This window comes from Bacillus sp. FSL W8-0116, assembly GCF_038003825.1.
In the GTDB taxonomy this organism is placed as follows: Bacteria; Bacillota; Bacilli; order Bacillales; family DSM-4216; genus Bacillus_O; species Bacillus_O smithii.
This window is the reverse complement of record NZ_JBBOPY010000001.1, coordinates 374,051-398,052: the sequence shown is the minus strand read 5'-3', so window position 1 is coordinate 398,052 and position 24,002 is coordinate 374,051. Positions and strand designations below refer to the sequence as shown.

Here is a 24,002-nt window from a genome sequence, read left to right as displayed (position 1 = left end):
GTTTTAGACGAAAAAAGGCTGCCCATGTTCATCCAAATTAGATCAATAAAACATATGGATTGCAAGCTAAAATTTTTTTGAAAGGAACAAATATATAAATATATAAATTGAAATAAAGGTTTTCTCCCGTTCCACGGCGAATAAATACAAAGAGAAAATAGGGGAACGGAGAGAAAATATGATGCCAAATCACAAAGACGAGATCGAAAAGTTGTCCACTGCCATGAAAGAAGCAAAAAGTAAACGAGCATATGAACGCTACCAAGCGATTTATCTTCATTTGCAGGGATATACCAAAGGAGAAATCGCAACGATTATTGGTCGATCCAAGAAAACTATTTATAACTATATTCATGCCTACGCCCAGCGCGGTCTTGATGGACTGGAGATGAAATACTCACCTGGCGCCCCACGTCGATTGACCCCTGAGCAGGAAAAAGAGCTGGCTTTGATCATTGAACATCAGCTCCCCGTAGATGTGGGATTCGAAGCAAAATATAATTGGACGCTTGCGATAATCGCTGAACTCATTCAACAAAAGTGGGGGCCAACATACACGCTTCGCGGAACAAGTGACATTCTGCATCGGTTAGGGCTAAGCTATACGAAACCGACCTATACACTAGCCAATGCCGATGAAGAGAAACAAAAAGAATTCGTCGAAATCACCTTCCCTGAAGTAAAAAAAAACTGGTAGATGGGAACATCGCCCATGTCCTCTTTCAAGATGAGTCGATGATTCGTGATTACCAAGCGATTCAAAAAACATGGTTTGTCAAAGGAAAACAACGAATCATTCCGACGTTTGGAAAACATCAAGGGCTGAAGCTGATTGGCACGTTGAACTACGAAACAGGGGAAGTGTTTTGCATCGAAGAAGAATGCTATGACGCGGAAACATTTCTTCGATTTCTTCAACTTGTGTTAGAACGCTATCCCACAGGCAAAATAGTGATGATTTTAGATAACGCTCGAATTCACCATGCCAAACTCATTCAGCCATTTTTAAAAGAACACGAAGATCGGTTAGAGCTCGTCTTTTTGCCACCATACAGTCCGCAATTGAACTTGATTGAAGGGCTATGGAAATGGCTGAAATCAGACGTGATTTACAACGTGTTCTATTCGAGTGTGCAAGAAATTAGAAAGAATGTCCAAGCCTTTATTCAGCGAATCAACCAGAAACCAGAACAAACGATCGATCGTTTGTGTGTTCAGTTGTAAATCTTTAATTCAACTTATATAGGTTAAATTCAAAGAAATATCCTGTTTTTTATGTCAACTATTTATTTGATAGGTTGACAATCAAAAATGGAAAGATTATGCTATTTGGTAGAGACAGAAAGGGGAGAGGGTGTTGAAACCAAGAAATATAAAGGCGATTGATTTGACGATGATGGCGTTGTTTGCTGCATTGATGATGATCGGGGCAAATATTACTTCTTTTGCACCTTTTATGGTCATTAATGGGGTGCCCATTACGTTGCAGACGGTCTTTGCCGTTCTGGCTGGTGCGGTTCTCGGCAAACGACTAGGGGCTATCTCCATGACTGTTTATGCCCTTATCGGAATAATCGGTGTACCGGTTTTTGCCCAATTTAAAGGAGGTTTCGAAACGATTTTTAGCCCGACATTTGGGTTTATATTGTCTTTTATTTTGGCTGCGTACATAACAGGATGGATAATCGAAAAAAAGAAAACGCAGACTGCCTACGTAATAGCCTCATTAGCCGGTATGGCAGCCAATTATCTTTTCGGAACAAACTGGATGTATATGGCGATGAAATTATGGGCAGATGCCCCGCCGGCTTTTTCTTATAAAGCCGCTTGGCTGACGATGTTAGTCCCGCTTCCGAAAGATATCCTTTTATCTGTTTTTGCCGGATTTCTTGCTTATCGGTTAGAACGTACTGTACTTTCCAAAAGCAAATTGCGTAATCAAAATGTATAGAAAGAAGGGAAAAAATGTCTAGATGGATCGAACTAGCTGAAAGCGTTTTAAATGGTTATGAAATAAGCGATTTGGAAGCGATGAATATTTTGAATTGCCCCGATGCAGAATTGCTTGAACTGCTTCAGGGAGCCTATCGGATACGGCACCACTATTACGGCAACAAGGTAAAATTAAATATGATTTTAAATACAAAATCAGGACTCTGTCCAGAAAACTGCAGCTACTGCTCTCAATCCGTCATATCCACAGCACCGATTGAAAAATATCGGATGATGGATAAAGAAACGATTTTAAAAGGAGCAGAAAGGGCGCGGCAATTAAATGCCGGAACATTCTGCATCGTGGCGAGCGGAAGAGGACCTAGCAATAAAGAAGTGGAACACATTGCTGCCGCCGTGGAAGAAATTAAAGAGCGATATCAAATGAAAATATGTGCTTGCTTGGGGATATTGAAGCCGGAACAAGCCAAGCGGTTGAAAGAAGCGGGGGTAGACCGTTACAACCATAATATCAATACATCGGAGCGCCACTATGAAAACATCACGACAACGCATACGTACGAGGATCGCGTAGAAACCATTGAAACGGTGAAAGAAAGCGGAATTTCCCCTTGTTCGGGTGTCATAGTCGGAATGAAGGAAACGAAAGAAGATGTCATCCATATGGCCCGCAGTTTGCATATTTTAGATGCAGACTCGATACCGGTGAACTTTTTAAATCCGATAGAGGGAACGCCGCTCGAAGGAGTAAGGGAGTTGAACCCGCTCTATTGTTTAAAAGTTCTATGTTTATTCCGTTATATCAATCCGTCAAAGGAAATTCGCATCGCCGGCGGAAGAGAAGTGAACTTGCGCAGTTTGCAGCCATTTGGACTCTATCCGGCCAATTCGATTTTTATCGGAGACTATTTGACAACGGAAGGCCAGGAAACAACCGCAGACCATCAAATGATTGCCGATTTAGGTTTTGAAATCGAATTCGTGCAAGAAAAAGAACAAGTGATTTAAATAAAAATGCAATCACAAAGAAAGGCTGATTCAGCCGTCGTACAGGACGTCGCTTCCATGAAGCGGCGATTTTTTGTGTTTCGTTCATGGAGGATGGTTTGTCTTGCGCAGGATGGTTAGGACAGTGACAATAAAAGGATGAGACCGTACAATCATGAACGGGTACGGTTGTGGACATCCTATCGTGATAAAAAGCTTAAGGCGTTGATAAAATAAGGACTTTTTTTCATTTCAATCATTCTACGGAAAATTTGTTATGATTTACATATATTTCAAATTATGATATCATTTTGATATAAATTCCACTAGGAAGGGGAAGCGAAAATTGAAAGAGAAAAATGCATGGCACATGAACGGATTTATCGGAATTTTGTTAATTGTCGCTCTGTTGGCTGTGGCTTTTTTAGCCATGACTCGAGATCATTTTTTTCGTTCTATTTTGTTGGTGATCATTGCCATACTGATCGGGAGTGGTCTGACTATTGTACAACCTAACCAAGCCAATGTAGTCGTTTTTTTCGGGCGTTATGTAGGAACCATTCGAAAAAGCGGTATAGCTTTAACTGTTCCATTTACGAATAAGAAAAAAGTGTCTCTTCGCGTGCGAAATTTTAACAGCAAAAAACTGAAAGTAAATGATGTGGAAGGAAATCCGATTGAAATTGCTTCCGTTATCGTCTTTAAAGTCATTGATTCAGCGAAAGCAACTTTTGATGTAGATGATTATGAAGAATTCGTGGAAATCCAAAGCGAGGCTGCCATTCGCCACGTCGCAACAAAGTATCCTTATGATACGTTGGATGACCACCATATTACATTAAGAGGCAATGCGGATATTGTTTCCAAAGAATTGGCCGATGAATTGCAAGAACGGTTAAACGTTGCGGGAGTTCAAGTAATCGAAGCGAGGCTGACCCATTTGGCTTATTCGACAGAAATTGCGAGCGCCATGCTTCAGCGTCAACAGGCCGCCGCCGTTCTATCTGCCAGAAAAATGATTGTAGAAGGTGCTGTCAGCATGGCTCAAATGGCCGTCGAACAGCTTTCGAACGATGGAACGATTGAACTGGATGAGGAAAGAAAAGTGAACATGGTGAATAATTTAATGATTGCGATCATATCTGACCGCGGCGCTCAGCCGGTCATTAATACCGGCAGCTTGTACTAATGGTTGTGGATCAACATGGCCAACAAGAAACATTTTCCGTTGAGAATAGATCCTGAATTGTATGCAATCATTGAACGATGGGCGCAAGAAGAATTCCGTAGTGTGAATGCCCATATTGAATTTTTATTAAGAGAGGCTGCTCGGCGTGAAAAGAGATTGCCAAAGAGAAAAAAAGAGGATGAATAATTTTTTCAAACACTTGCTTTTGATTCATAAATGATAAGGGGATATGATGTTCGTTCAAGAACATATATCCTTTTTTTTTATAGACGTATACGGGGGGACGGATCGATGAAAGGGATTGGCTGAATTTTCTACCATTCTTTTAGACTAGGAAAAAAGGCAGCAGGGAAATCATTGTTTATTCCTATTAAAATATGTTAATATTCTAATATATTATAATTTTCTGAACAATTGAGGGGATGAGTTATGCACGTTCCGTTAGTACTGACAGATTTTTTAGATCGCGCTGCCGAATTATATGCAGACAAAATTGGAATGATTAACGATGATCGCTATATCACTTATCGACAATTAAAAGAAAGAGTGAATCAGTTGTCTCATGGGCTGTATTCACTGGGCATCCGCAAGGGAGACCGCGTGGCATATTTAGCGCCCAACACGTTGGAAATGTTTGAAGGTTTTTACGGAATTTTTCAGATCGGAGCCATTATGGTTCCTTTGAATATTCGTCTGAAACCGGAAGATTATTTGTTTATGCTAAATCACAGTGAATCGAAAGTACTGTTTGTCGACCAAGGTCTTTACCATTTGATCCAACCGGTGAAAGACCGTTTAGCGACTGTTGAACATATTATTGTTCATTATAAAGACAGCGACAATGAAGAATTCGATTATGACCGTTGGTTGAGCATGTTTCCAACTAACGAAATAGAACGACCCGAAATCCATGAAGAAGATGTATGTAGTTTATTGTATACGAGCGGGACGACCGGGAACCCAAAAGGGGTTATGTTGACGCATCGCAATAATTATCTTCATGCACTTTGGTCGATGCATCATTTGCGCGTTTCGGATCGAGACACGTTACTTCATGTACTGCCTATGTTCCACGTCAACGGCTGGGGATCCCCTTTTTATTTCACAGCTAATGGTGCGACTCAAGTAGCTTTGCGAAAAGTGGATGCAAAAACCATATTTGATTTAGTGCAAAAGCATCGTGTCACCATCATGGAAATGGCCCCAACAGTATTAAATTCCTTGCTTCAATATAATGAAAAGCATCATCCGATCATTGAACAAGATGTGCGTGTCGTCATTGCCGGATCAGCTCCTCCGCCTTCCTTTGTGAAAAGAGTAGAGAATGAATTGGGTTGGGAGTTTATCCAAGTTTACGGAATGACGGAAAGTACACCGCTGCATTTGGTTTCCACCGTTCGTTCCCATTTGAGCCATTTACCTTTGGAAGAGCAATGGCGTGTGAGAGCCAAAGCCGGTTATCCGATGATTGGTTGTCGTGTTAAGGTTGTTAATGAACATGGGGAGGAAGTAGCACGAAACGGAAAGGAAATAGGAGAACTGGTTATTCGAAGCAACGCCGTGATGAAAGGTTGTTGGAAAAATGAAGAAGCGACAATGGAGACGATCCGAAACGGTTGGCTTCATACCGGCGATATGGGGACGATTGATGAGTACGGGTATATCGACATTGTGGACAGAAAAAAAGATATTATCATTAGCGGCGGAGAAAATATTTCCTCTATTGAAGTCGAGGGCGTTCTCTACGAGCATCCGGCTGTATTAGAAGCTGCTGTCATCGCCGTACCGCATGAAAAGTGGGGAGAAACTCCGCATGCTTTTGTAGTCAAGAAACCGAACGAAACCGTAACAGAACAAGAATTAATCGAATTTTCCCGTTCAAAGTTAGCTCATTTTAAAGCGATTACAGGAGTAACGTTTGTGGAGGAACTGCCGAAAACGGCATCGGGAAAGATTCAAAAGGTGTTATTAAGAAAAAATTATTGGGAATCAAAAGGAATAACGGGACGATTGGTCAATTAATGAAATGGGCGGCAAGTTTTTTTTTGCCGTTTTTTCATACATTTGGTTCCTCTCATACCCTTCATAACGTTGTTTACGAATATTAGCCGCACCTTTTTCTCCTAAATCAGGTCTGATTTTCTTTTTTGATCTGTACATTATTCAATAAGGAGAGTCGAAAATGGCATCAGGAAAAAAACGGTGTACGTACAATGAATTTTCCTTTACAATAGAAAAAGGGAGCGTACTCTGCTCCCTTTTTCTATCGTTATGGAAATGAGACACGTTTCACAAAAAAAGAAATGAGCTTAAAAAGGAACATTCCTTTTTGGGAGATGAAAACAATGAAAAATCCAATTCTTGATACGTTGAGTCGACCTTTGCGAGATTTGCGTATAAGTGTGACTGACCGCTGTAATTTCCGCTGTCAATATTGTATGCCCGCCGAAATATTTGGCCCGGATTTTGCTTTTTTGCCGAAAGAGGAAGTCCTTTCGTTTGAGGAAATAGAAAGATTGGCAATCATCTTTAGCAAATTGGGGGTCAGAAAAATCCGAGTCACAGGCGGGGAACCGCTCATGAGAAAAGAACTCCCCTCCCTCATTCAGCGATTGTTGAAAATTCCCGGCATTCAAGATATTGGTCTTACAACAAATGGAGTGTATTTGCCTAAATACGCAAAAGAATTGAAAGAAGCTGGTTTAAAACGGGTGAATGTCAGCCTTGACGCTCTGAATGATGAAATTTTTATGAAAATGAACGGCCGAGGAGTCCGTTCCAAGGCAGTCATAAAGGGGATTGACGCTGCTCTTGCCCATGGCCTTAAGGTGAAAATAAACATGGTTGTACAAAGAGGTATGAATGAAGACGAGATTTTGCCGATGGCAGAATTTTGTCGGAAAAAAGGACTTTCTCTCCGTTTTATTGAATTTATGGATGTCGGAAATTCAAATGGATGGAAATTAGATCAAGTGGTAACCAAAAAAGAAATATACGAAAAATTAAAGAGCCGTTTTCAATTAGAGCCAGTGGAACCGGCGTATTTTGGCGAAGTGGCTAAACGGTATCGTTATCAAGGTGAACAAACGGAAGTCGGTTTTATCACCTCTGTTACAGAATCTTTTTGCTCAAGCTGCACAAGAGCCAGAATTTCGGCCGAAGGAAAACTGTATACTTGCCTGTTTGCAAGTGAAGGCTACGACTTGAGAGCTCTTCTGCGAAGCGGGGCGAAGGATGAAGAAATTGCACAAAAAGTAGCAGACATTTGGAACCACCGAGCAGATCGTTATTCAGATGAACGTTTGGCTAATACTCATCATCCCCGTAAAAAAATTGAAATGTCCTATATCGGTGGATAACCGTCCAATAAGAAAAAAAAACAAATGCGCGTATTGTCAAAAACGAACACGATAAATCAGAAAAAATCGAAGGAAATCTTCCATTCAAGGGCTGAAAGTTGATCAAAGCCTGACATATGGAAAAAAGGAGCAAAAGTGACCGGACGGAAGAGATGGGGAATCCATTTCTCCCATTGGTATTTGCTGAACTTCAAAACGACGCCAGGGAAAATATGGTATAATCTACAAAGAATGAAGGATAAAAGAGAAGAACATCATTCGAAAATTTGTTAATTTCCCTTTTATAAAATGGATCGGAACGAAAAAATCACTCGATCGCTCTATATATGGATGAATGGAACGAGTATGGGTCCAACCGGATCAAGAACGTTGACTGGAACTGGCTCAAAGTTGCAGGCGTCGAAGAATGATGGTGGTAAAGAGAAAGGATGAGGATCATGGTGGAACGGAGAAGCCCGATCAAAGTTGGTGAAGCCGTTCGGAGAGTCATGGAGTGGAAGCAGCTTGGAGAAATAGAATATGTGGATATTGATGCGTGCGATCGTCGCTTTTTAGGAAAACCGTTAGTAGCGGATCACGATGTACCGCCTTTTGACCGCTCTCCTTATGATGGGTTTGCCGTCCGCAGCGAAGATACTGCAGATGCGACTAGCGACAGCCCGGTTTTTCTTGAAGTAATCGATGAAATTGGCGCCGGGCAAGTAAGTCCTTTTCGAGTTGGGAAAATGGAGGCAATCCGCATTATGACAGGAGCGGCTATTCCGGAAGGGGCGGACTGTGTCGTCATGCTTGAATTGGTTCATGAGGAAAAACGGGATGGCAAAACATTTATTGCGATCAAACGGCCGTTCCAAAAACATGATAATATTTCCTTTAAAGGAGAAGATGCCAAGAAAGGTCAGCCTTTGATAGAAGAAGGAATTCAAATTAACCCTGGTGTAAAAGCGTTGCTTGCAACTTTCGGTTATGCCAAAGTTCCCGTTGTGAAACCTCCCGTTGTCGGTGTACTTGCTACGGGATCTGAGCTATTAAATGTAGATGAAGAATTGGTGCCGGGAAAAATCCGCAATTCCAATCTGTACATGATCGCTTCGCAAATTGAAAGAGCAGGGGGAAAAGTCAAAACATACGGGCAATGCGCCGATGATGTCGATTCGGTATTAAATGCTGTTAAAACTGCGTACAAAGAATGCGATATAGTCATTACGACGGGCGGAGTTTCTGTAGGAGATTTTGACTATTTGCCGGAAATTTATCGCCAAATGAAGGCTGAAGTGCTTTTTAATAAAATCGCTATGCGTCCTGGTAGTGTGACAACGGCCGCCGTTTTGAATGGCAAATTGCTGTTTGGATTGTCCGGAAATCCTTCTGCTTGCTATGTTGGATTTGAATTGTATGTTCGCCCCCTTATACGTTACTGGCTTCATTCTTCTAAACCATACTTGCGCCAAGGAAAAGCTTTTTTACAATCAGAATTCCCGAAAGCCAATCCTTTTTCCAGGTTTGTGCGCAGCAGAGTCTTTTATGGCGAGGACGGAAAGCTGCATGTAAAACCGGTGGGACTGGATAAATCAAACGTCGTAACGTCCTTGGCGTGGTCAGACTGCTTAATGGTTCTTCCGGGAGGAACAAGAGGGTTTGGAAGCGGAGATCTTGTAGATGTTCTCTTTCTCGAAGATAACACGGGGAGTGAGTCGTGGTGGGAAGAGAGCAAAAGATCTTCCAAATAGTAGGGTATCAAAATAGCGGGAAAACAACTTGGATCGAATATTTGCTTGAATATGCTTCTTTTCACGGAAAAACGGTGGGCGTAGTGAAACATCATGGACATGGTGGACGACCTGTCATCGGAGATAAAGGAAAAGATACAGAAAGGTATCGGAAAAAAGGCGCTTATGCTGTTACGGTAGAAGGCGGAAACACAGCCGTTGTCACGATCAACGGTTACTATGGCTTAGAAGACATATTGAAACTGTATCAATCGCTTCCACTTGATTTCATTTTGATAGAAGGCTATAAAAAAGCTTCGTTTCCTAAAGCGGTTATAATTCACCGAGAAGAGGACAAGAATTTATTGAAATTGGAAAATGTACAAGCCGTCATCACGCCTTTCCCGCATCAATTTAAACAAATTCCTGCTTTTCACGTTGAGGATAAAAAATCAATGGCAGAATGGCTATGGAACTATTTCTTGTTTTAGGCGGAAAAACACGAAAAAATCATTTCAGCATGAAAAATACAAGCAGCTCATAATAAGATTTCTCTGAGATGAACCGTCTTGTTAAATGGTAAATGACGAAAAGCCAAGTCTTTTCCATTGTCTGCTTTTTTGTCGGTGTCAAACTTCAAACAACAGATAAGGACTTTTGTCTTTTCTGACGTTCTAGTAAGCAATTGAGACTGGATGGGAAAGTTTTCAACAGTAAGCACTTCACTTGAAGAGAGCATATGAAAGCCGGAAAAAACACTCAGCGGGTTTTCCCGCTGAGTGTCTCTATTGAAGTCGGTTTTCAACTTCACGACAAACTTCATCGGCGCTTAAGCCGTCGGCGTTGATGACTGGTCCTTTTATGACCGTATTTTGAATGCCTAACATATCGGAGTCCAATCCGGTGACCACACAACAATCGCAGCCGCGGGCGTCAGACTCCTTCTTCAATTCCACCACTTGATATCCTCTTTCTTTTAAGGCTTCGGATACATTATGCAATGATTCTTCTACTCCGATTTTTGCCATTCCTAACACCTCCCTTCCTATCGTTTTCTAGGATGAAAGGATTTATACACAATATGGTGTCTGTTTTTTTCGAAAACGATGAAAGATGGATTTTTTTCTCCATTCATTGGACGAATGAGTTACAATAAAATTAATTGTTATTTGAATTTTCGGTAAAATGGAGGTGTGAGGGATGAAGCAGGGATTTATTTTTGTGTTGCAAATCGCTTTTTTATGGCTTATCAATGAGATTAGCTATAGTATCGTCGAGTTTTTTCATATCCCCATTCCGGGAAACGTGCTGGGAATGGTGATTTTATTTATACTGCTTCTAACTGGAATTGTGAAAATTCATTGGGTGGAGAGGGGAGCTGCTTTTCTAAATAAGCATTTAGCGTTTTTCTTCATTCCCATTTCAGTCGGTTTCATGAGCTATGGGAATTTTTTTGTCAAAAATGGATTTGCATTGATCATTATTTTACTGGGCAGCTCCATTATCGGTCTGTTGATTACGGGGTATACAAGTCAATGGTTTGGAAAAGAGAAAGAAGGGAATATGGATGAAGATCGCCATTACAGTGTTTAGTATTGTCGTGACGATAGCGGCTTATTGGATTTCTCGCATTTTGACCCGGAAATACCCATCCCCCTTGACCACACCTGTTTTTTTGAGTACAGTACTCATCATCATCGTGCTTACGGTATGTAGAATGGATTACAAAGACTATGGGACGGCAAAGGATATTATGACTTATCTGCTTGGACCAGCGACAGTGGCGCTTGCTGTTCCGCTTTATCATAATAAAGATTTGCTGTTAAAAAAATGGATGCCTGCACTTGCCGGACTCGTCTTGGGTACCTTTTCAACCATCATTTCTGCTGTTTTGCTTGCCAAACTATTTGATTTTTCGGGAACCATTGCAGCCTCAGTAGCGACGAAATCGGTTACAACGCCGGTTGCCATAGAAGAAGCGAAGATTATAGGGGGAGATCCTGCGCTATCGGCGATTTTTGTCATGGTCGCCGGCATCTTCGGAGCGATGTTCGGGCCGTGGCTATTGAATGTGACGAGGATATCAGATCCGTTTTCCAGAGGACTGTCCATTGGTACGGTTTCTCACGGTATCGGCACAGCGCAAATACTGTCAGAAGGGTCGTTGCCGGGAGGAGTATCCGGGGCTGCCATGGGGTTTGCGTCCATTTTGACATCAGCCGTTCTTCCGTGGTTGTTTCCCCTCTTGTTCTGACGGACAAACAAGATTTAAGTCACGGACGTGGATTTCCATCCTAAAAAAGCAGCTGGTATGATGCATAAAAAGCGGCTGTCAAGGTAAAGTAAGACAGAGGTGATGGAAATTGAGCAAACGAGTAAAAAAAGATCCTTCCACTATTGGTTTAGGCTCTTCTCAAACGGAGGGGCAAGGAACAACGGAACGAGAAACAGCCGGCGGTGTGAGCCGCTCATCAGCAGAGAAAAAACAGAAAAAGTATTGATTTTTGTTGGTTTCCTCTGGTTTCCATTGGTCATCCTGACTTGGCCCGGAGGAAACTGATTTTTTTATTGAGCGTAAATGTTTGTGAATAACGGATGGACCAAAATAGGATTTTCCTATTTTTTATGTCGAATAAAATTTTCAGAATTTTATAAAATATTATTGTCAGGAATACTCTAATTGATATAACATACCATTAACGGCACATACCGACCGGTTAGTTAATAAAGGAGGCCAAACTTCTATGGATTTTTCGTTTTCCGAAAAAGTGATCAATCTTCAAAAGCGGTTGACAGCCTTTATGGAAGAATACATTTATCCGAATGAAAAAACATTCGAGGAACAGTTGAACGATCAAGAAACTCGCTGGTCCATTCCACCCATTTTAGAAGAGCTGAAGCAGAAGGCAAAGAAAGAAGGATTATGGAATTTGTTTTTGCCTGACAGCGAATATGGCGCCGGATTGACCAATTTGGAATATGCCCCGCTCTGCGAAATTATGGGAAGAAGCATGATCGCTCCGGAAATATTTAACTGCAATGCACCTGATACCGGGAATATGGAAGTTCTCGTCCGTTATGGAAGCGAGCAGCAAAAAGAAAAGTGGCTGAAACCTCTTCTGAACGGCGACATTCGTTCTTGTTTTTCGATGACGGAACCGGATGTTGCGAGCAGCGACGCCACCAATATTTCGGCCAGCATCGTGCGGGATGGAGACGAATATGTGATAAACGGTTTGAAATGGTGGTCTTCCGGAGCAGGGGATCCGCGTTGCAAATTTACCATCGTCATGGGCAAATCGAACCCCGATGCTCCAAAACACGAACAGCAATCCATGATTATCGTTCCTCTTGATACAAAGGGTGTGGAGATTAAACGCATGCTCCCCGTTTTTGGATATGATCACGCTCCACATGGGCATGCGGAAATTCTTTTTCACGACGTGAGGGTACCGGCGAAAAATATCATTTGGGAAGAAGGCAAAGGATTCGCCATCACCCAAGGTAGGTTGGGACCTGGACGAATTCATCATTGCATGAGAATTATTGGCGCTGCAGAAAGAGCGCTGGACGAAATGTGTAAGCGCGTACAAGAAAGGGAGGTTTTTGGCGAATCTTTATCGAAGAAAGGAGTGATCCAAGATTGGATTGCTCAATCGCGGATCGAAATTGAACAGGCAAGGCTGTTGACTTTAAAAGCGGCCTATATGATGGATACGGTCGGCAATAAAGCGGCCAAAAAAGAGATTGCGATGATTAAAGTGATTGCTCCGAATATGGCCTTAAAAGTAATAGACCGCGCCATACAAGCATTCGGTGCGAAAGGCGTCAGCAATGATACGACTCTTGCCGCTCATTGGGCCAATATAAGAACACTAAGACTAGCTGATGGTCCGGATGAAGTTCATAAACAGCAAATTGCGAAGCTGGAATTGCGTGAGCATTCACCGGAAAGGGAGAGATTTCAATGGCAACAGTAAAGGAACTGTTTGACTTAACCGGAAAAACGGCGATTATCACTGGAGGAGGGCGAGGATTAGGAGAGCAGATCGCAGAAGCGTACGCTGAATCAGGAGTGAACGTTGTCCTTTGTTCGCGTAAAGTAGAGAATTGTCAAGAAACAGCTGAACGTTTACAGTCCGTGTACGGGATAAAAACGCTAGCTCTGGAATGCGATGTCACAAAACCGGAGGATGTTCAGACGGTAGTGGATCAAACGATTCGCAAGTTGGGACGCATTGATATTTTAGTGAATAACAGCGGGGTTTCATGGGGGGCGCCAGCGGCGGAAATGCCGATTGATGCTTGGAAAAAAGTAATCAATGTGAATGTTACCGGCACGTTTTTAATGTCGCAAGCGGTTGGGAAAAAAATGATAGAGCAGCAGTCGGGAAAGATTATAAATATGGCTTCGATTGCAGGCTTGGGCGGAACCGATCCCGATTACTTGGATGCCATCGGCTATAATACCAGCAAAGGTGCCATCATTACTTTTACAAAAGATTTGGCAGTGAAATGGGGGCCGTATCATATTCATGTGAATGCGATTGCGCCGGGGTTCTTTCCGACGAAAATGTCGAATGTCGTTATTGAGAAAGGGAAAGATTATTGGCTGTCACATACGCCGTTAAGAAGATTCGGTAGTGACGATGATTTAAAGGGAGCGGCCGTTTTTTTGGCCTCAAAAGCTTCGGATTATATAACCGGGGATGTCCTCTTTGTGGATGGTGGGTCGCACGCTCTTTAACTGAACATTTCCGGATTGACTGTATCACAAAGGGATGTTCTTATGAAGGATGCGTCCCCGATGTCTGCAGGGGGAAACGTTTAAAACCATCGTATTAAATAAGGGGCAGCAAGCGAAAAAGAATGGATCGAATACGGCAAATAGCATCGAAATCTTTAAAAAATATCCAAAATTATTGAATTTGGAAATGAATGGCCCAAAACCAATATAGGGAAAATTTTGAGAAGAGCCAGCCGAGAAGAGTCAATGAAAAAACAATGAAGACTTGTATTGATGCTCTCGTTCTTATAGTATAATCACAAAAAACTGATAACGGTGAGGATTGTACAATGAAAGAAACAATCATGGACAAGAGCATCGAGCTATTTGCTGAAAAAGGCTTTAAAGAAACCTCTATACAGGACATCATGGATGAACTGCATGTAACGAAAGGAACCTTTTATTATTATTTCAAAAGCAAAGAAGAATTGCTAAAGGATATCCATTTGCAATATATCGAACGTCTTTTAGAGAATCAGAAAAAAATCATCTCGGATCCAAGCAAAACGTGTCAAGAAAAATTATTTGCGATCATTTATAAATTAATTCAAGATATCGAAAAAGAAGGACAGCGAGCAAAAGTATTCATAAGGGAAATCAATCATTTAAGCGATCAATATCTTGATATCGTTCTGCCGAAAAGAGATCAATTTCGAGAAAATGTTCAATTATTGATTGAAGAGGGAATCAAAAACGGAGAATTCCGCACAGACTTGCCGCCTGATATTGTTTCATTCGGCATTTTAGGCATTGCCAATTGGAGCTATTTTTGGTTTAAGCCAACAGGAAAAGTGAGCGACAAGCGTGTGGCCGAAATTTTTTATGAAATGCTTATTCACGGCATCCAGCAAAATAACTGAAAGGTGGGTAATGTGTCAAGCGTTAGAACTATCGGGACCTGTGAAGAAAATAGCAGTGAGAGTCAGGATAAAAAAAGCATCCAGCGTCAATGTCGGCTGCATTCGACGGTTTTGAGACCGTTAAGCCAAAAGCCATCAAAGAAGATGTTCAAACGATCATAGAAAAAGGGTAGCATTTTATCTCGTCGATAAAGGAGGAAATCCATTGCATTCAACTGAAATCCGTGTCCGTTTTTGTGAAACGGATGCTTTTGGGCATGTGAATAATACTAGTTATTTTGCTTATTTAGAGGAAGCGCGTCTCGATTTTTTGGAAGAAACGAATATGGATCATTGTTTTATATTGGCTTCCACACGCTGTGATTTTGTTGCTCAAGCCTATTATAATCAAAGGCTTGTTGTCACGACATCGATCAAAAAAATCGGAACGAAAAGTTTTACATTGGGTCACGAAATTATAGACAAACATACTGGCAAAACTGTCGCTTGTGCCGAAGCCGTGATCGTCTATTTTAACTTTGATACCCAAGAAAGCGAACCTTTGCCGACAGAACTGAGAAATTATTTACATCAACACTTGGAAGAAACGGAATTTCTGAAAAGGAAGTGATACCGATTGTCCCATATCATACCTGTCCGAAAAGGAGAGGAAATAAATAAAGAAAAATTGGAAGCGTATTTACGCAAGAATTTTAAGGATTTACCGGATTCGCCGTTAGAGATCCGGCAATTCGGTACGGGAGCCTCCAACCTCACATATGCATTAAACATAGGAAATTGGGAGGCGGTATTAAGGCGTGCGCCTATGGGGCCTGTTGCTCCGAAAGCTCATGATATGAAACGGGAGCATCAATTTCTGTCAGTATTAGCGGAACATTTCCCTTTGGCGCCGCGGCCATTTCTATTTTGCGAAGATGATTCTATTGTGGGAAAGCCATTTATTTTGATGGAAAAAAAAGAAGGGATTTTGATCGATACCGATTTTCCGGAAGAGATTGAACCAACGCCGGCATTAGGGAAGCGCATTTCTGAGATGATGGTCGATATGCTTGTGAATCTTCACTCTGTTCCATATAAAGGAACAATACTAGAGAAAATGACGAAGCCGGAAGGATTTTTACAACGGCAAGTGCATGGCTGGATCGCTCGTTTTGAACGAGTGAAAACGGAAGATCTTCCCGAGTTGGAACGGTTGAAAACATGGCTTGTCCACCATATTCCAACTTCACCTGAACCGGCCATTATCCATTATGATTACAAGCTGAACAATGCTCTATTTTCTGAAGATTTGTCGAAGATGACAGGGTTGCTTGACTGGGAAATGGCAACAGTAGGAGATCCATTGGCTGATTTGGGAGCAGCTATGGGCTATTGGCAGGAACCAGATGATCCGCCCGAGTTGAAAGCAGGATTTGGGAATCCCTCTGTCACAACGTTGGCTGGATTTTACACAAGAAAGGAATTTGTGAAAAGCTACAGCAGGAAAAGCGGAAGGGACGTGGAACATTTTCCATTTTATTTATCGTTCGGATATTTTAAATTAGCTGGTATTTGCCAGCAGATTTATTATCGTTACAAAAACGGCCAGACAAATGATCATCGCTTTGCCCGCTACGGAGAATTTGCCAAATCATTAGTTCGATATTCCTGGCTGACGGCTTTTCATAGTGAAAGAGGTGAGCTATGACAAGGAAGATCCACGTAGTATTGAAAAAAGAAGATTTAGTGATGGAAAGATTGGCAGGAAAAATCGCCGTTGTATTTGATATTATACTGGCCACATCCACCATTACGGCTGCGCTGGAACAAGGGGCCGAAGCCGTGATTCCTGTATACGACAGGGAAGAAGCAGTCGAAGTATCCTCTGCATTTCCGTCATCGTCTGCTGTGCTTGCCGGAGAATATAACGGGAAATCAATGGAAGGGTTTCTGGATCCTTATCCAAAAGAGCTGGGAAAAAGGATTAAAGAAAAAACGCTCATTTTATCGACGACAAATGGTACAGTGGCACTGAAGAAAGCGGAGTCAGCCAAAAAATTATACGCAGCCAGCCTATTAAATACAGAAGCTGTCGCAGCCGACATTGTGAAACATTATCAAAATGAAACCATCCTCCTTATTTGCGGAGGGTCGCGCGGCAGCTTCAGTATGGAAGATTTTTATGGGGCCGGCTACATGGTCGACTGCTTGCTTTCGCTTCATTCTTTTCAGTTGACGGATGCTGCAAAAACGGCGCAATTGTTTTATCGATCCCAAAAGGATCATCCTTATGAACTTTTGCGCTTAACAAGAATCGGAAAAATACTTTCGCGCTATTCGTATGATGATGAATTGGACTTTATTTCCCAAAAAAGTGCCTTTACTGTCGTTCCGCGCTGGAAAGACGGAAAGTTAATCCATGTGGAAAATGAGCAGGATGGTCAACCTCATTTTTAAGGGAAGTCTGAATCCAATCAGATATACAATATGAGTGGGTATATACTCATTACAAAAAGGAGAAGCGTCCAACAATCTATTTAGAAAGCGTTTACTTTTGTTCTGTGATTCCAGCGGAACAGTTGTTCAAATACACGGATCAACGTCGCCACTAATTTATTAGTAGATTCGGTAAGTTGATCAAAAAAATGGGAAAAGGAGATGGAAAAGAATGAGTGATGTATTAGTGGAGAAGCAAGGAAAAATTTTGATTTTGACGTTAAATCGTCCGGAAAGTTTAAACGCTTTTAGCGAGGATATGCTCATTGGTTTGAGAGAACAACTGCAACAAGCGGGTGAGGATGATTCAGTGAAGGCGATCGTCATAAGAGGTTCAGGCAGAGCTTTCTCTGCGGGGGGTGATGTGAAAAGCATGGCCAGCCGAACTGACATCACATCCTTGTATGAGCATGTAGGCCATCTCAATCAATGTATCTTGACGATGCAAGAAGTGGAAAAACCGATTGTGGCAGCCGTTCATGGATATGCGGCAGGAGCGGGATTTAATTTGGCTCTAGCTTGCGATTTTATTCTTGCATCGGATGAAAGTAAATTTATCTTAAGTTTTGCTCAAGTAGGGCTTATTTCCGATGGCGGAGGCCTCCATTTTTTACCTAAAATTTTAGGTCCCCATAAAGTGAAAGAATTGTTCTTCTTAGCAGAGCCTATCACAGCAAAAGAAGCGCTTGCGTTAGGAATCATCAACCGCGTGGTGCCTATCGAAGAGCTGCAGGATGAAGTCATCATTTTTGCCGCCCGCTTATCGCAAGGACCTCTTAAAGCGTATGGAAAAATGAAAAAGTTGATCAATGAGTCTTATCAGCTGACTTTAGAACAAGTGCTTGAAAGAGAAAGGCTCACACAGATGCTGATGGCGGAAACAGAGGACCATAAAGAAGGTATTAACGCTTTTAATGAAAAAAGAACACCGATTTTTCGAGGAAAATAAACGGCTGCACTGAAATACACGATGAAGCTCGACTATGGATCATGATAGAAAGAACGATAAAGATTGTTTCTGATTATGAATAACGTTCAGATGCCTGTGGTAAAGACCGTATAACAAGTTGACACACGAAAACTGGAATATTAGAAATCTCCCTTTTAGACTCCCGGCTGTTTTGATAAAAGGAAAATATTATGAATTCATGAGGTGAGGAGAAAAATGAAAAATACTGCCCATTTTTCATTCTGGCCAACAAGAGTCCCCAAAACGCTAACGGTTCCAAAAACCAATATTTTCGATAATTTAGTTGTTTCCGCCAAACGATTTCCTCAAAAAAATGCCATTTATTATTATGGCGCCACGTATTCTTATCAACAAATTTTGGAAGAAGCAGAGAGAATCGCGGGTTTTTTGGAAAAAAGGCTGCACGTCCAAAAAGGGGACCGTGTCATGCTGTATATGCAAAACTCGCCTCAATTTATCATTTCTTATTATGCCATATCCAGGATTAATGCGATTGTCGTTCCGATCAATCCGATGAATACAACCGAAGAACTTAGATTTTATATTCAAGACGCCCAGATCAAAACCGGCATCGTTTCACAAGAAATTTATGATTATGTTGCCCCGCTTTTGGAACAAACTCCTCTAGAACAGTTAGTGATCGCTTGTTATCTTGATTATTTGCCTGAAGAAGTGGATGATCCAATTCCTCCGGTAGTGGCAGAAAGTCGCCGTCTGTTCTCAAAACAAAATCATTATTTATGGAAAGATGTGTTAGAAGCTGGAGAAAAACCGGAGTGTACGCTGGGAGATGCGGACGATCTTGCCGTCATGCCGTACACATCCGGTACAACGGGTTTGCCAAAAGGATGCTTGCATAAACATAGCAGTGTCCAGGCAAACACGATAGGTGGAGCATATTGGGATATTTTAACGTCCAATTCAGTTTGTTTCACAACATTGCCGATGTTCCATGTGACCGGAATGATTCACAGCATGCATATGCCTATTTTTGCAGGAGCGGAAATGATCGTATTAACGCGCTGGGACCGCGAATATGCCAGAAAAATCATAAAAAAGAAACAGATTTCTCATTGGGTGGTCATCAGTACCATGCTTATTGATTTTCTTGCCAATCCCTTGCTGAAAAAAGAAGATGTCGCCTCGCTGGAATTAATTGCGGGGGGAGGAGCTTCGCTGCCAGCGGCCGTTGGGGAGAAGCTGTACAAATTAACGGGCCTTCGCTATGTAGAAGGATATGGATTATCCGAAACGATTTCTCATACACATTTCAATCCGCCGGATCGCCCAAAATTGCAATGTTTAGGGGTTCCATCGTTCGATGTTGATGCTAGAATCATAAACCCACAAACTTTAGAAGAATTGGACGACGGTAAAGAAGGAGAAATTGTGGTACACGGTCCTCAAGTATTTGTCGGATATTATAACCGCAAAGAGGATAACGAAAAGGCTTTCCTTGAAATAGATGGGAAAAAATTCTTCCGGACTGGCGATATTGGGGTTCGCGATGAAGAAGGATATTATTTCATTGTGGACCGTTTAAAAAGAATGATCAATGCTTCGGGATTTAAAGTTTGGCCGACTGAAGTCGAAACCTGAATCCGTGATGAATTGAAATCGACTTTGATTTTGTTGTAATTTTGATGGATTGATAATCCATAAAACCCTTTTTATGCTTATGACCTATGTCATCTCTATTTCCGAAAATGGAACAAATCTCTTTTTTAGGTATACGAACCAAAAAAATAGACAAAAAAGCACAGGGAGTGACGTTGGACATTAGTGCCCGAACATTCGTTCGTTATCTTGCCTCTCTCCATTTCTGATAGACGTTCAGTAGGGGCTCGCTATAGCCACTCCTTCGCGTCAGTTTCATCCAGGTCTGTCGTGATCGACGGACGAGTCGCCCTGCCATCGTGATCACCGTCTGAATAATCGTCTTGATGCGGCGGCGTTTCACTTTGTGGTGCAACGGATGTCTCGGATCGCTTAATAGATCTTGTCCAATCAGACGAAGAAGATTGTAAACGAAGGCTCCCATGACCAACACGAGCGCATTCGTTTTCATCTTCCCAGATGGAAGCCGCTCTAAATCTAAGTCGCTCTTCAGTTCGCTATGAAACTGTTCGCATGTCGCATGGTCATGATACAACGCGAGCACATCGCTCATTCGAACATGCTCGTATCCTTTGAGCCGCACCCAATAGCTTTCCACTTCATAATCAGGAACGAGCATCAGCTGTCCATTGCGTTCCATCGTCCGTTCCGTCACTTGGGTGACTTGAACGTACGTATACGTGTTTCCATCGATCGCTGCCTTCTGTGGAAGGCATAGCTCATAGGTTTGTACTCCTTCGCTTTGTCCATCATCGACACGTTTGCCCTTTTGCGAAGCGATCTGGAACCAAAGCGCTTTCGATTCTCGGCGTAAGTTTCGCTTGATGACAAAGTCCACGTCTTCCTTTAGGCATACGTGCACATTCGCTTCTGCATCGTTTCCTGCATCCATGCGAACAAGCAGACGAGATGAAGTCAGTTGACGAGCTCGACGGATAGCGGTGACTAAAAACGAGGGCATGTTGTCTTGCACATGTTGTTTCCCTGGACGCAACTCGGCATGAACGAGATACCCTTCCTTCCCTGCATACGCAAACAACGGTGTAAAACCGTCAAATCCTTTATACGTTCGACTGACTCCTTCTTTTTTCGTATCGGAGTTGTCAAATGGGGAACCATCTATATCAAGGGGAAGCCATGTCGTCTTTCCTTTGGTCCAACAAGGGGACAAAGTGGCATGTCGTTGAATCAACAGACGTATGGACTCCTCCCAAAGAATCGTTTCGGTCATCGGAAGACAAGCGAGCTGATCGAGTCGTTGTCGCAAGGTTGGAGAGGAAGGCACGTGCTGAATCCCCATCGATGCCGAAAAGATATCGTCCTGACGATACGCTTCGATATGATCGAAATCCGTTTTTCCTGTGGCAAGCAAGCCAATCATCGAGCGAATGACATCGCTATGGGAAATGTGCACTTCTCGACGAACCGTTGGAAGCCGAAGTGCGTTTACCCGTTTATCCAGTTTCGTTCGATGGAGTAAGTAGCCAACGAGAGCAAGCCCAGCACTTGGGGTAATCGCTTCATCTGTCAATACAAACCGAATCGGGAAATCTTTCATCACATCACCTACTTGATGAAGAATCGTCAACGTCGTTTTTCCTTATCGTATCAACGGTTTGCGACCATTGTAAAGATGTTTTGTCACGGATTCAGGTCGAAAGTTATCTTTACAAACATCCAGCCGTGCAGCAAGCTTGTGTGGTCGGAATTCCAGATCCAAAAAGAGGTGAAAATGTAAAAGCTTTCATCATTTTGAATGAAGACTACAAAGGAAAAATTACGGAAGAAGAATTGATTCGTTGGTCTAAAGAACACATGGCAGCTTATAAATATCCAAGATTTATTGAATTCCGCGATTCCTTGCCCACTACGTCCAGTGGAAAGCTTTTGTGGAGAAAACTCGCGGAAGAAGAGAAGAAAAAATTTGAAATGAATAAATAATTCCTGAAAAAGGTCAAAAAGACCGTGCGTTTCAACATTTGCACGGTCTTTTTCTGTAATCGGATATTTTTTGGACCGAAAACCGATCACGTTTGTGAAAGATTCATTTCGATTGTACTTTTACTGGTGAGAAAGGGGAAGGTTTGATTTTGTTCAAAGTAAAAAAGCGAAACACGGAATTCTCATAAGCATTTGGCCGTTTTTGAAGGAAGAAGAATTCATAAATCGGGGGAAGGTGAAACTTTCAGAATGAACCATCTTCAAAAAAAGTAAAAATCGAATTTATCACAGCAAAGAAAAATAAGGCAAGGCAAAAGAGCCAGATTCCTCCCAGCTTCTCTAAATTCAAGCGATTCGCTGAATTTAGAGGAAAATCAATAGAGGATCCAGCTCTTGTAAGCCCTTACTATTTTACCGCTATTAGTTCAGAGAGATCCACACGCTTTTTACTTCCGTATAGTTTTGCAAAGCGTAGGAGCCCATTTCCCGGCCGATACCGGACTGTTTGTATCCACCGAAAGGACTTGCGGCGTCAAATATGTTGTAACAGTTGACCCAAACGGTTCCGGCGCGGAGATTATTGGCGATGTAATGTGCTTTTTTCACATCTTGTGTCCAAACTCCAGCTGCCAATCCATAAATGGAATCATTTGCACGATTGATTAAGTCGTCTAAATCTTCATATGGAAGGGCAGAAATGACCGGACCAAAAATTTCTTCTTTTGCAATCGTCATATCGTCTTCCACATTAGCGAAAATGGTAGGAGTGACGAAATAACCTTCCTCAAACGGTTTCTTTCCTCCGGTGACTAATTCAGCGCCTTCTTCCAATCCTTTTTCAATATATCCAAGAACGCGATTTTGCTGCTCATCGGATACAAGCGGACCCATTTCTGTATCAGAATGAAGTCCGAAACCTTGCTTAATGTTTTTCGCATAATCCGCCATATCGGAAACGATATTATCATATTGCTTTTTCGGTACAAAGACGCGTGAGCCGGCACAGCATACTTGACCTTGATTGAACATAACCCCGTTTAAAGCTCCCGGGATGGCTTTTGAAAAATCTGCGTCCGGAAGGATGATGTTCGGTGATTTCCCACCCAATTCAAGCGTGATCCGTTTGATCGAATTGGATGCTCGCTTCATAATTAATTTTCCGACTTCTGTTGAACCTGTAAAGGCAATTTTATCGACAAGAGGATGGTCTACAAGCGGTTGCCCGGCTGTTTCACCAAATCCTGGTACGACGTTCACTACTCCTTTAGGAAAACCGGCTTCATCGATCAGCTCAGCTAAATACAAAGCGGATAAAGGCGTTTGTTCTGCTGGTTTTAATACGACGGTGCAGCCGGTAGCAAGTGCGGCCCCTAATTTCCACAACGCCATTAAAAGCGGGAAGTTCCAAGGAATAATTTGGCCGACTACTCCAACCGGTTCATGGCGGGTGTAGTTAAAGAACGGACCGTTCACTGGGATGGTTTGGCCCACGATCTTTGTTGTCCAACCGGCATAGTAGCGTAAATGTTCAATGGCCAGCGGAACATCGGCATTCAAAGTTTCCCTGATCGGCTTACCATTATCGAGGGTTTCTAATTGAGCCAGTTCTTCTTTATTTTCTTCCATTAAATCTGCGAGTTTGTACATTAATCGGCTTCTTTCCGCGGGGGTTAGTTTAGACCACGGACCATTGTCAAATGCTTCTCTTGCTGCTTTTACAGCACGGTCAATGTCTTCTTCCTGCGCTTCATAAACGGTAGCCAACACTTCACCCGTCGCAGGGTTAGGAGTATCAAAAGTTTTTTCAGAGGCGCTTTTTACAAATTCTCCGTTAATGTACAATTTTTTGACACCAGACAAAAATTGTTCAACTTTTTCCTTTAATGGAGTTGCAACTGAGCTCATCGAATTCCTCCTTACATTTTAGTTTGGGAGTTACCACTATCAATCTAACATGAAAATAAAAGACTTTCAATTATTAATATTAAAAATATTCAGTTATTTTTCGACAACAATCTTTTTTTCGTCGTAATTTATAAATATCTTGGCATGATAGAGGGCATTGAATCGAATTTTATATTGAAACTCTTCTTTAGAGCAGCGTTTTTAGAGGAATGAATATGTCAAACAAAAGGAGCGAAACAGAGACGATAAAA

General features: G+C 42.0%; 22 protein-coding genes and 2 pseudogenes. 21 read left to right on the top strand and 3 right to left on the bottom strand.

Features of this window, described 5'->3' with window-relative positions; genetic code table 11:
- Window positions 1-178: 178 nt before the first annotated feature.
- The 9 genes from N1I86_RS01830 (at window position 179) to mobB (ending at window position 9,688) form a co-directional block, all read left to right on the top strand.
- A protein-coding gene (locus N1I86_RS01830) for an IS630-like element ISBs2 family transposase (protein WP_076611651.1) occupies window positions 179-1,224 on the top strand; the annotation gives its coding sequence in 2 pieces (ribosomal slippage) (window positions 179-682 and window positions 685-1,224; 1,044 coding nt in all).
- Between the two features lie 133 nt (window positions 1,225-1,357).
- Window positions 1,358-1,951: a biotin transporter BioY gene (locus N1I86_RS01825; protein WP_371836612.1), complete on the top strand. Its 594-nt coding sequence runs from the start codon at window positions 1,358-1,360 to the stop codon at window positions 1,949-1,951.
- A gap of 14 nt (window positions 1,952-1,965) precedes the next feature.
- A complete protein-coding gene (bioB, locus tag N1I86_RS01820; RefSeq protein ID WP_270582988.1) occupies window positions 1,966-2,961 on the top strand; it encodes a biotin synthase BioB in 996 nt (331 codons plus the stop codon).
- Window positions 2,962-3,286: 325 nt separating this feature from the next.
- Complete coding sequence (locus N1I86_RS01815) at window positions 3,287-4,129, top strand: SPFH domain-containing protein (RefSeq protein WP_327797844.1); 843 nt, start codon at window positions 3,287-3,289, stop codon at window positions 4,127-4,129.
- Window positions 4,130-4,144: 15 nt separating this feature from the next.
- A complete protein-coding gene (locus N1I86_RS01810) occupies window positions 4,145-4,315 on the top strand; it encodes a hypothetical protein (protein ID WP_003354639.1) in 171 nt (56 codons plus the stop codon).
- A gap of 243 nt (window positions 4,316-4,558) precedes the next feature.
- Entirely contained in the window at window positions 4,559-6,151 is a 1,593-nt protein-coding gene (locus tag N1I86_RS01805; RefSeq protein ID WP_341094653.1) for a long-chain-fatty-acid--CoA ligase, read from the top strand.
- A 323-nt stretch (window positions 6,152-6,474) separates the two neighbouring features.
- On the top strand, window positions 6,475-7,488 hold the full coding sequence (moaA, locus tag N1I86_RS01800; RefSeq protein WP_341094651.1) for a GTP 3',8-cyclase MoaA: 1,014 nt from the start codon (window positions 6,475-6,477) through the stop codon (window positions 7,486-7,488).
- A 437-nt stretch (window positions 7,489-7,925) separates the two neighbouring features.
- Complete coding sequence (locus tag N1I86_RS01795) at window positions 7,926-9,218, top strand: molybdopterin molybdotransferase MoeA (RefSeq protein ID WP_341094649.1); 1,293 nt, start codon at window positions 7,926-7,928, stop codon at window positions 9,216-9,218.
- The gene (gene mobB / locus N1I86_RS01790; RefSeq protein ID WP_048623202.1) at window positions 9,188-9,688 is read left to right on the top strand and encodes a molybdopterin-guanine dinucleotide biosynthesis protein B; all 501 of its coding nucleotides are present in this window, start codon (window positions 9,188-9,190) and stop codon (window positions 9,686-9,688) included. The genes N1I86_RS01795 and mobB overlap by 31 nt, the downstream gene beginning before the upstream one ends.
- Before the next feature lie 294 nt (window positions 9,689-9,982).
- On the opposite strand, the gene N1I86_RS01785 is transcribed toward mobB, so the two are convergent.
- Window positions 9,983-10,225, bottom strand: coding sequence for a YkuS family protein (locus N1I86_RS01785; protein ID WP_003354645.1), 243 nt, complete (start codon window positions 10,223-10,225; stop codon window positions 9,983-9,985).
- Between the two features lie 172 nt (window positions 10,226-10,397).
- On the opposite strand from N1I86_RS01785, the gene N1I86_RS01780 reads away from it, so the two are divergent.
- From N1I86_RS01780 to N1I86_RS01730, 11 genes and pseudogenes are all read left to right on the top strand, one after another.
- A complete protein-coding gene (locus tag N1I86_RS01780) occupies window positions 10,398-10,790 on the top strand; it encodes a CidA/LrgA family protein (protein WP_341094646.1) in 393 nt (130 codons plus the stop codon).
- The gene (locus N1I86_RS01775; protein ID WP_341094645.1) at window positions 10,765-11,451 is read left to right on the top strand and encodes an LrgB family protein; all 687 of its coding nucleotides are present in this window, start codon (window positions 10,765-10,767) and stop codon (window positions 11,449-11,451) included. Before N1I86_RS01780 ends, N1I86_RS01775 begins: the two co-directional genes overlap by 26 nt.
- A 109-nt stretch (window positions 11,452-11,560) precedes the next feature.
- Window positions 11,561-11,698, top strand: a complete 138-nt coding sequence (locus tag N1I86_RS01770) for a YuzL family protein (protein WP_147542796.1) — start codon at window positions 11,561-11,563, stop codon at window positions 11,696-11,698.
- Window positions 11,699-11,941: 243 nt separating this feature from the next.
- On the top strand, window positions 11,942-13,177 hold the full coding sequence (locus N1I86_RS01765; protein WP_341094641.1) for an acyl-CoA dehydrogenase family protein: 1,236 nt from the start codon (window positions 11,942-11,944) through the stop codon (window positions 13,175-13,177).
- Window positions 13,165-13,944, top strand: a complete 780-nt coding sequence (locus tag N1I86_RS01760) for an SDR family oxidoreductase (protein WP_341094639.1) — start codon at window positions 13,165-13,167, stop codon at window positions 13,942-13,944. Before N1I86_RS01765 ends, N1I86_RS01760 begins: the two co-directional genes overlap by 13 nt.
- Window positions 13,945-14,273: 329 nt before the next feature.
- The gene (locus N1I86_RS01755; RefSeq protein ID WP_003354651.1) at window positions 14,274-14,843 is read left to right on the top strand and encodes a TetR/AcrR family transcriptional regulator; all 570 of its coding nucleotides are present in this window, start codon (window positions 14,274-14,276) and stop codon (window positions 14,841-14,843) included.
- Window positions 14,844-15,048: 205 nt separating this feature from the next.
- Window positions 15,049-15,453, top strand: a complete 405-nt coding sequence (locus N1I86_RS01750; protein WP_003354652.1) for an acyl-CoA thioesterase — start codon at window positions 15,049-15,051, stop codon at window positions 15,451-15,453.
- 6 nt (window positions 15,454-15,459) lie between these two features.
- Window positions 15,460-16,530 carry a phosphotransferase family protein gene (locus N1I86_RS01745; RefSeq protein ID WP_341094636.1) on the top strand — a complete coding sequence of 357 codons (1,071 nt, stop codon included), beginning with the start codon at window positions 15,460-15,462 and terminating at the stop codon, window positions 16,528-16,530.
- Window positions 16,527-17,279, top strand: coding sequence for a 2-phosphosulfolactate phosphatase (locus N1I86_RS01740; RefSeq protein WP_328201353.1), 753 nt, complete (start codon window positions 16,527-16,529; stop codon window positions 17,277-17,279). Before N1I86_RS01745 ends, N1I86_RS01740 begins: the two co-directional genes overlap by 4 nt.
- A gap of 211 nt (window positions 17,280-17,490) precedes the next feature.
- On the top strand, window positions 17,491-18,267 hold the full coding sequence (locus N1I86_RS01735; protein WP_341094633.1) for an enoyl-CoA hydratase/isomerase family protein: 777 nt from the start codon (window positions 17,491-17,493) through the stop codon (window positions 18,265-18,267).
- A 216-nt stretch (window positions 18,268-18,483) separates the two neighbouring features.
- Window positions 18,484-19,884, top strand: a pseudogene (locus tag N1I86_RS01730) (long-chain-fatty-acid--CoA ligase); the annotation flags it as partial.
- 205 nt (window positions 19,885-20,089) lie between these two features.
- Here N1I86_RS01730 and N1I86_RS01725 read toward each other — a convergent pair.
- A complete protein-coding gene (locus tag N1I86_RS01725) occupies window positions 20,090-21,463 on the bottom strand; it encodes an IS1380-like element ISGsp2 family transposase (RefSeq protein WP_003352568.1) in 1,374 nt (457 codons plus the stop codon).
- A gap of 92 nt (window positions 21,464-21,555) precedes the next feature.
- Here N1I86_RS01725 and N1I86_RS01720 point away from each other — a divergent pair.
- Window positions 21,556-21,846, top strand: a pseudogene (locus tag N1I86_RS01720) (AMP-binding enzyme); the annotation flags it as partial.
- A gap of 420 nt (window positions 21,847-22,266) precedes the next feature.
- Here N1I86_RS01720 and N1I86_RS01715 read toward each other — a convergent pair.
- Window positions 22,267-23,751, bottom strand: a complete 1,485-nt coding sequence (locus N1I86_RS01715) for an aldehyde dehydrogenase family protein (protein ID WP_048623214.1) — start codon at window positions 23,749-23,751, stop codon at window positions 22,267-22,269.
- Window positions 23,752-24,002: the final 251 nt, after the last annotated feature.

Bases quoted from the DNA above. Each gene is read 5' to 3' on its own strand.
- bioB (WP_270582988.1), top strand. From the start codon at position 1,966: ATGTCTAGATGGATCGAACTAGCTGAAAGCGTTTTAAATGGTTATGAA.
- N1I86_RS01760 (WP_341094639.1), top strand. From the start codon at position 13,165: ATGGCAACAGTAAAGGAACTGTTTGACTTAACCGGAAAAACGGCGATT.
- moaA (WP_341094651.1), top strand. From the start codon at position 6,475: ATGAAAAATCCAATTCTTGATACGTTGAGTCGACCTTTGCGAGATTTG.
- N1I86_RS01755 (WP_003354651.1), top strand. From the start codon at position 14,274: ATGAAAGAAACAATCATGGACAAGAGCATCGAGCTATTTGCTGAAAAA.
- N1I86_RS01765 (WP_341094641.1), top strand. From the start codon at position 11,942: ATGGATTTTTCGTTTTCCGAAAAAGTGATCAATCTTCAAAAGCGGTTG.
- N1I86_RS01785 (WP_003354645.1), bottom strand. From the start codon at position 10,225: ATGGCAAAAATCGGAGTAGAAGAATCATTGCATAATGTATCCGAAGCC.
- N1I86_RS01715 (WP_048623214.1), bottom strand. From the start codon at position 23,751: ATGAGCTCAGTTGCAACTCCATTAAAGGAAAAAGTTGAACAATTTTTG.
- N1I86_RS01735 (WP_341094633.1), top strand. From the start codon at position 17,491: ATGAGTGATGTATTAGTGGAGAAGCAAGGAAAAATTTTGATTTTGACG.
- N1I86_RS01780 (WP_341094646.1), top strand. From the start codon at position 10,398: ATGAAGCAGGGATTTATTTTTGTGTTGCAAATCGCTTTTTTATGGCTT.
- N1I86_RS01810 (WP_003354639.1), top strand. From the start codon at position 4,145: ATGGCCAACAAGAAACATTTTCCGTTGAGAATAGATCCTGAATTGTAT.
- N1I86_RS01725 (WP_003352568.1), bottom strand. From the start codon at position 21,463: ATGAAAGATTTCCCGATTCGGTTTGTATTGACAGATGAAGCGATTACC.
- N1I86_RS01795 (WP_341094649.1), top strand. From the start codon at position 7,926: ATGGTGGAACGGAGAAGCCCGATCAAAGTTGGTGAAGCCGTTCGGAGA.
- N1I86_RS01805 (WP_341094653.1), top strand. From the start codon at position 4,559: ATGCACGTTCCGTTAGTACTGACAGATTTTTTAGATCGCGCTGCCGAA.
- N1I86_RS01740 (WP_328201353.1), top strand. From the start codon at position 16,527: ATGACAAGGAAGATCCACGTAGTATTGAAAAAAGAAGATTTAGTGATG.
- N1I86_RS01775 (WP_341094645.1), top strand. From the start codon at position 10,765: ATGAAGATCGCCATTACAGTGTTTAGTATTGTCGTGACGATAGCGGCT.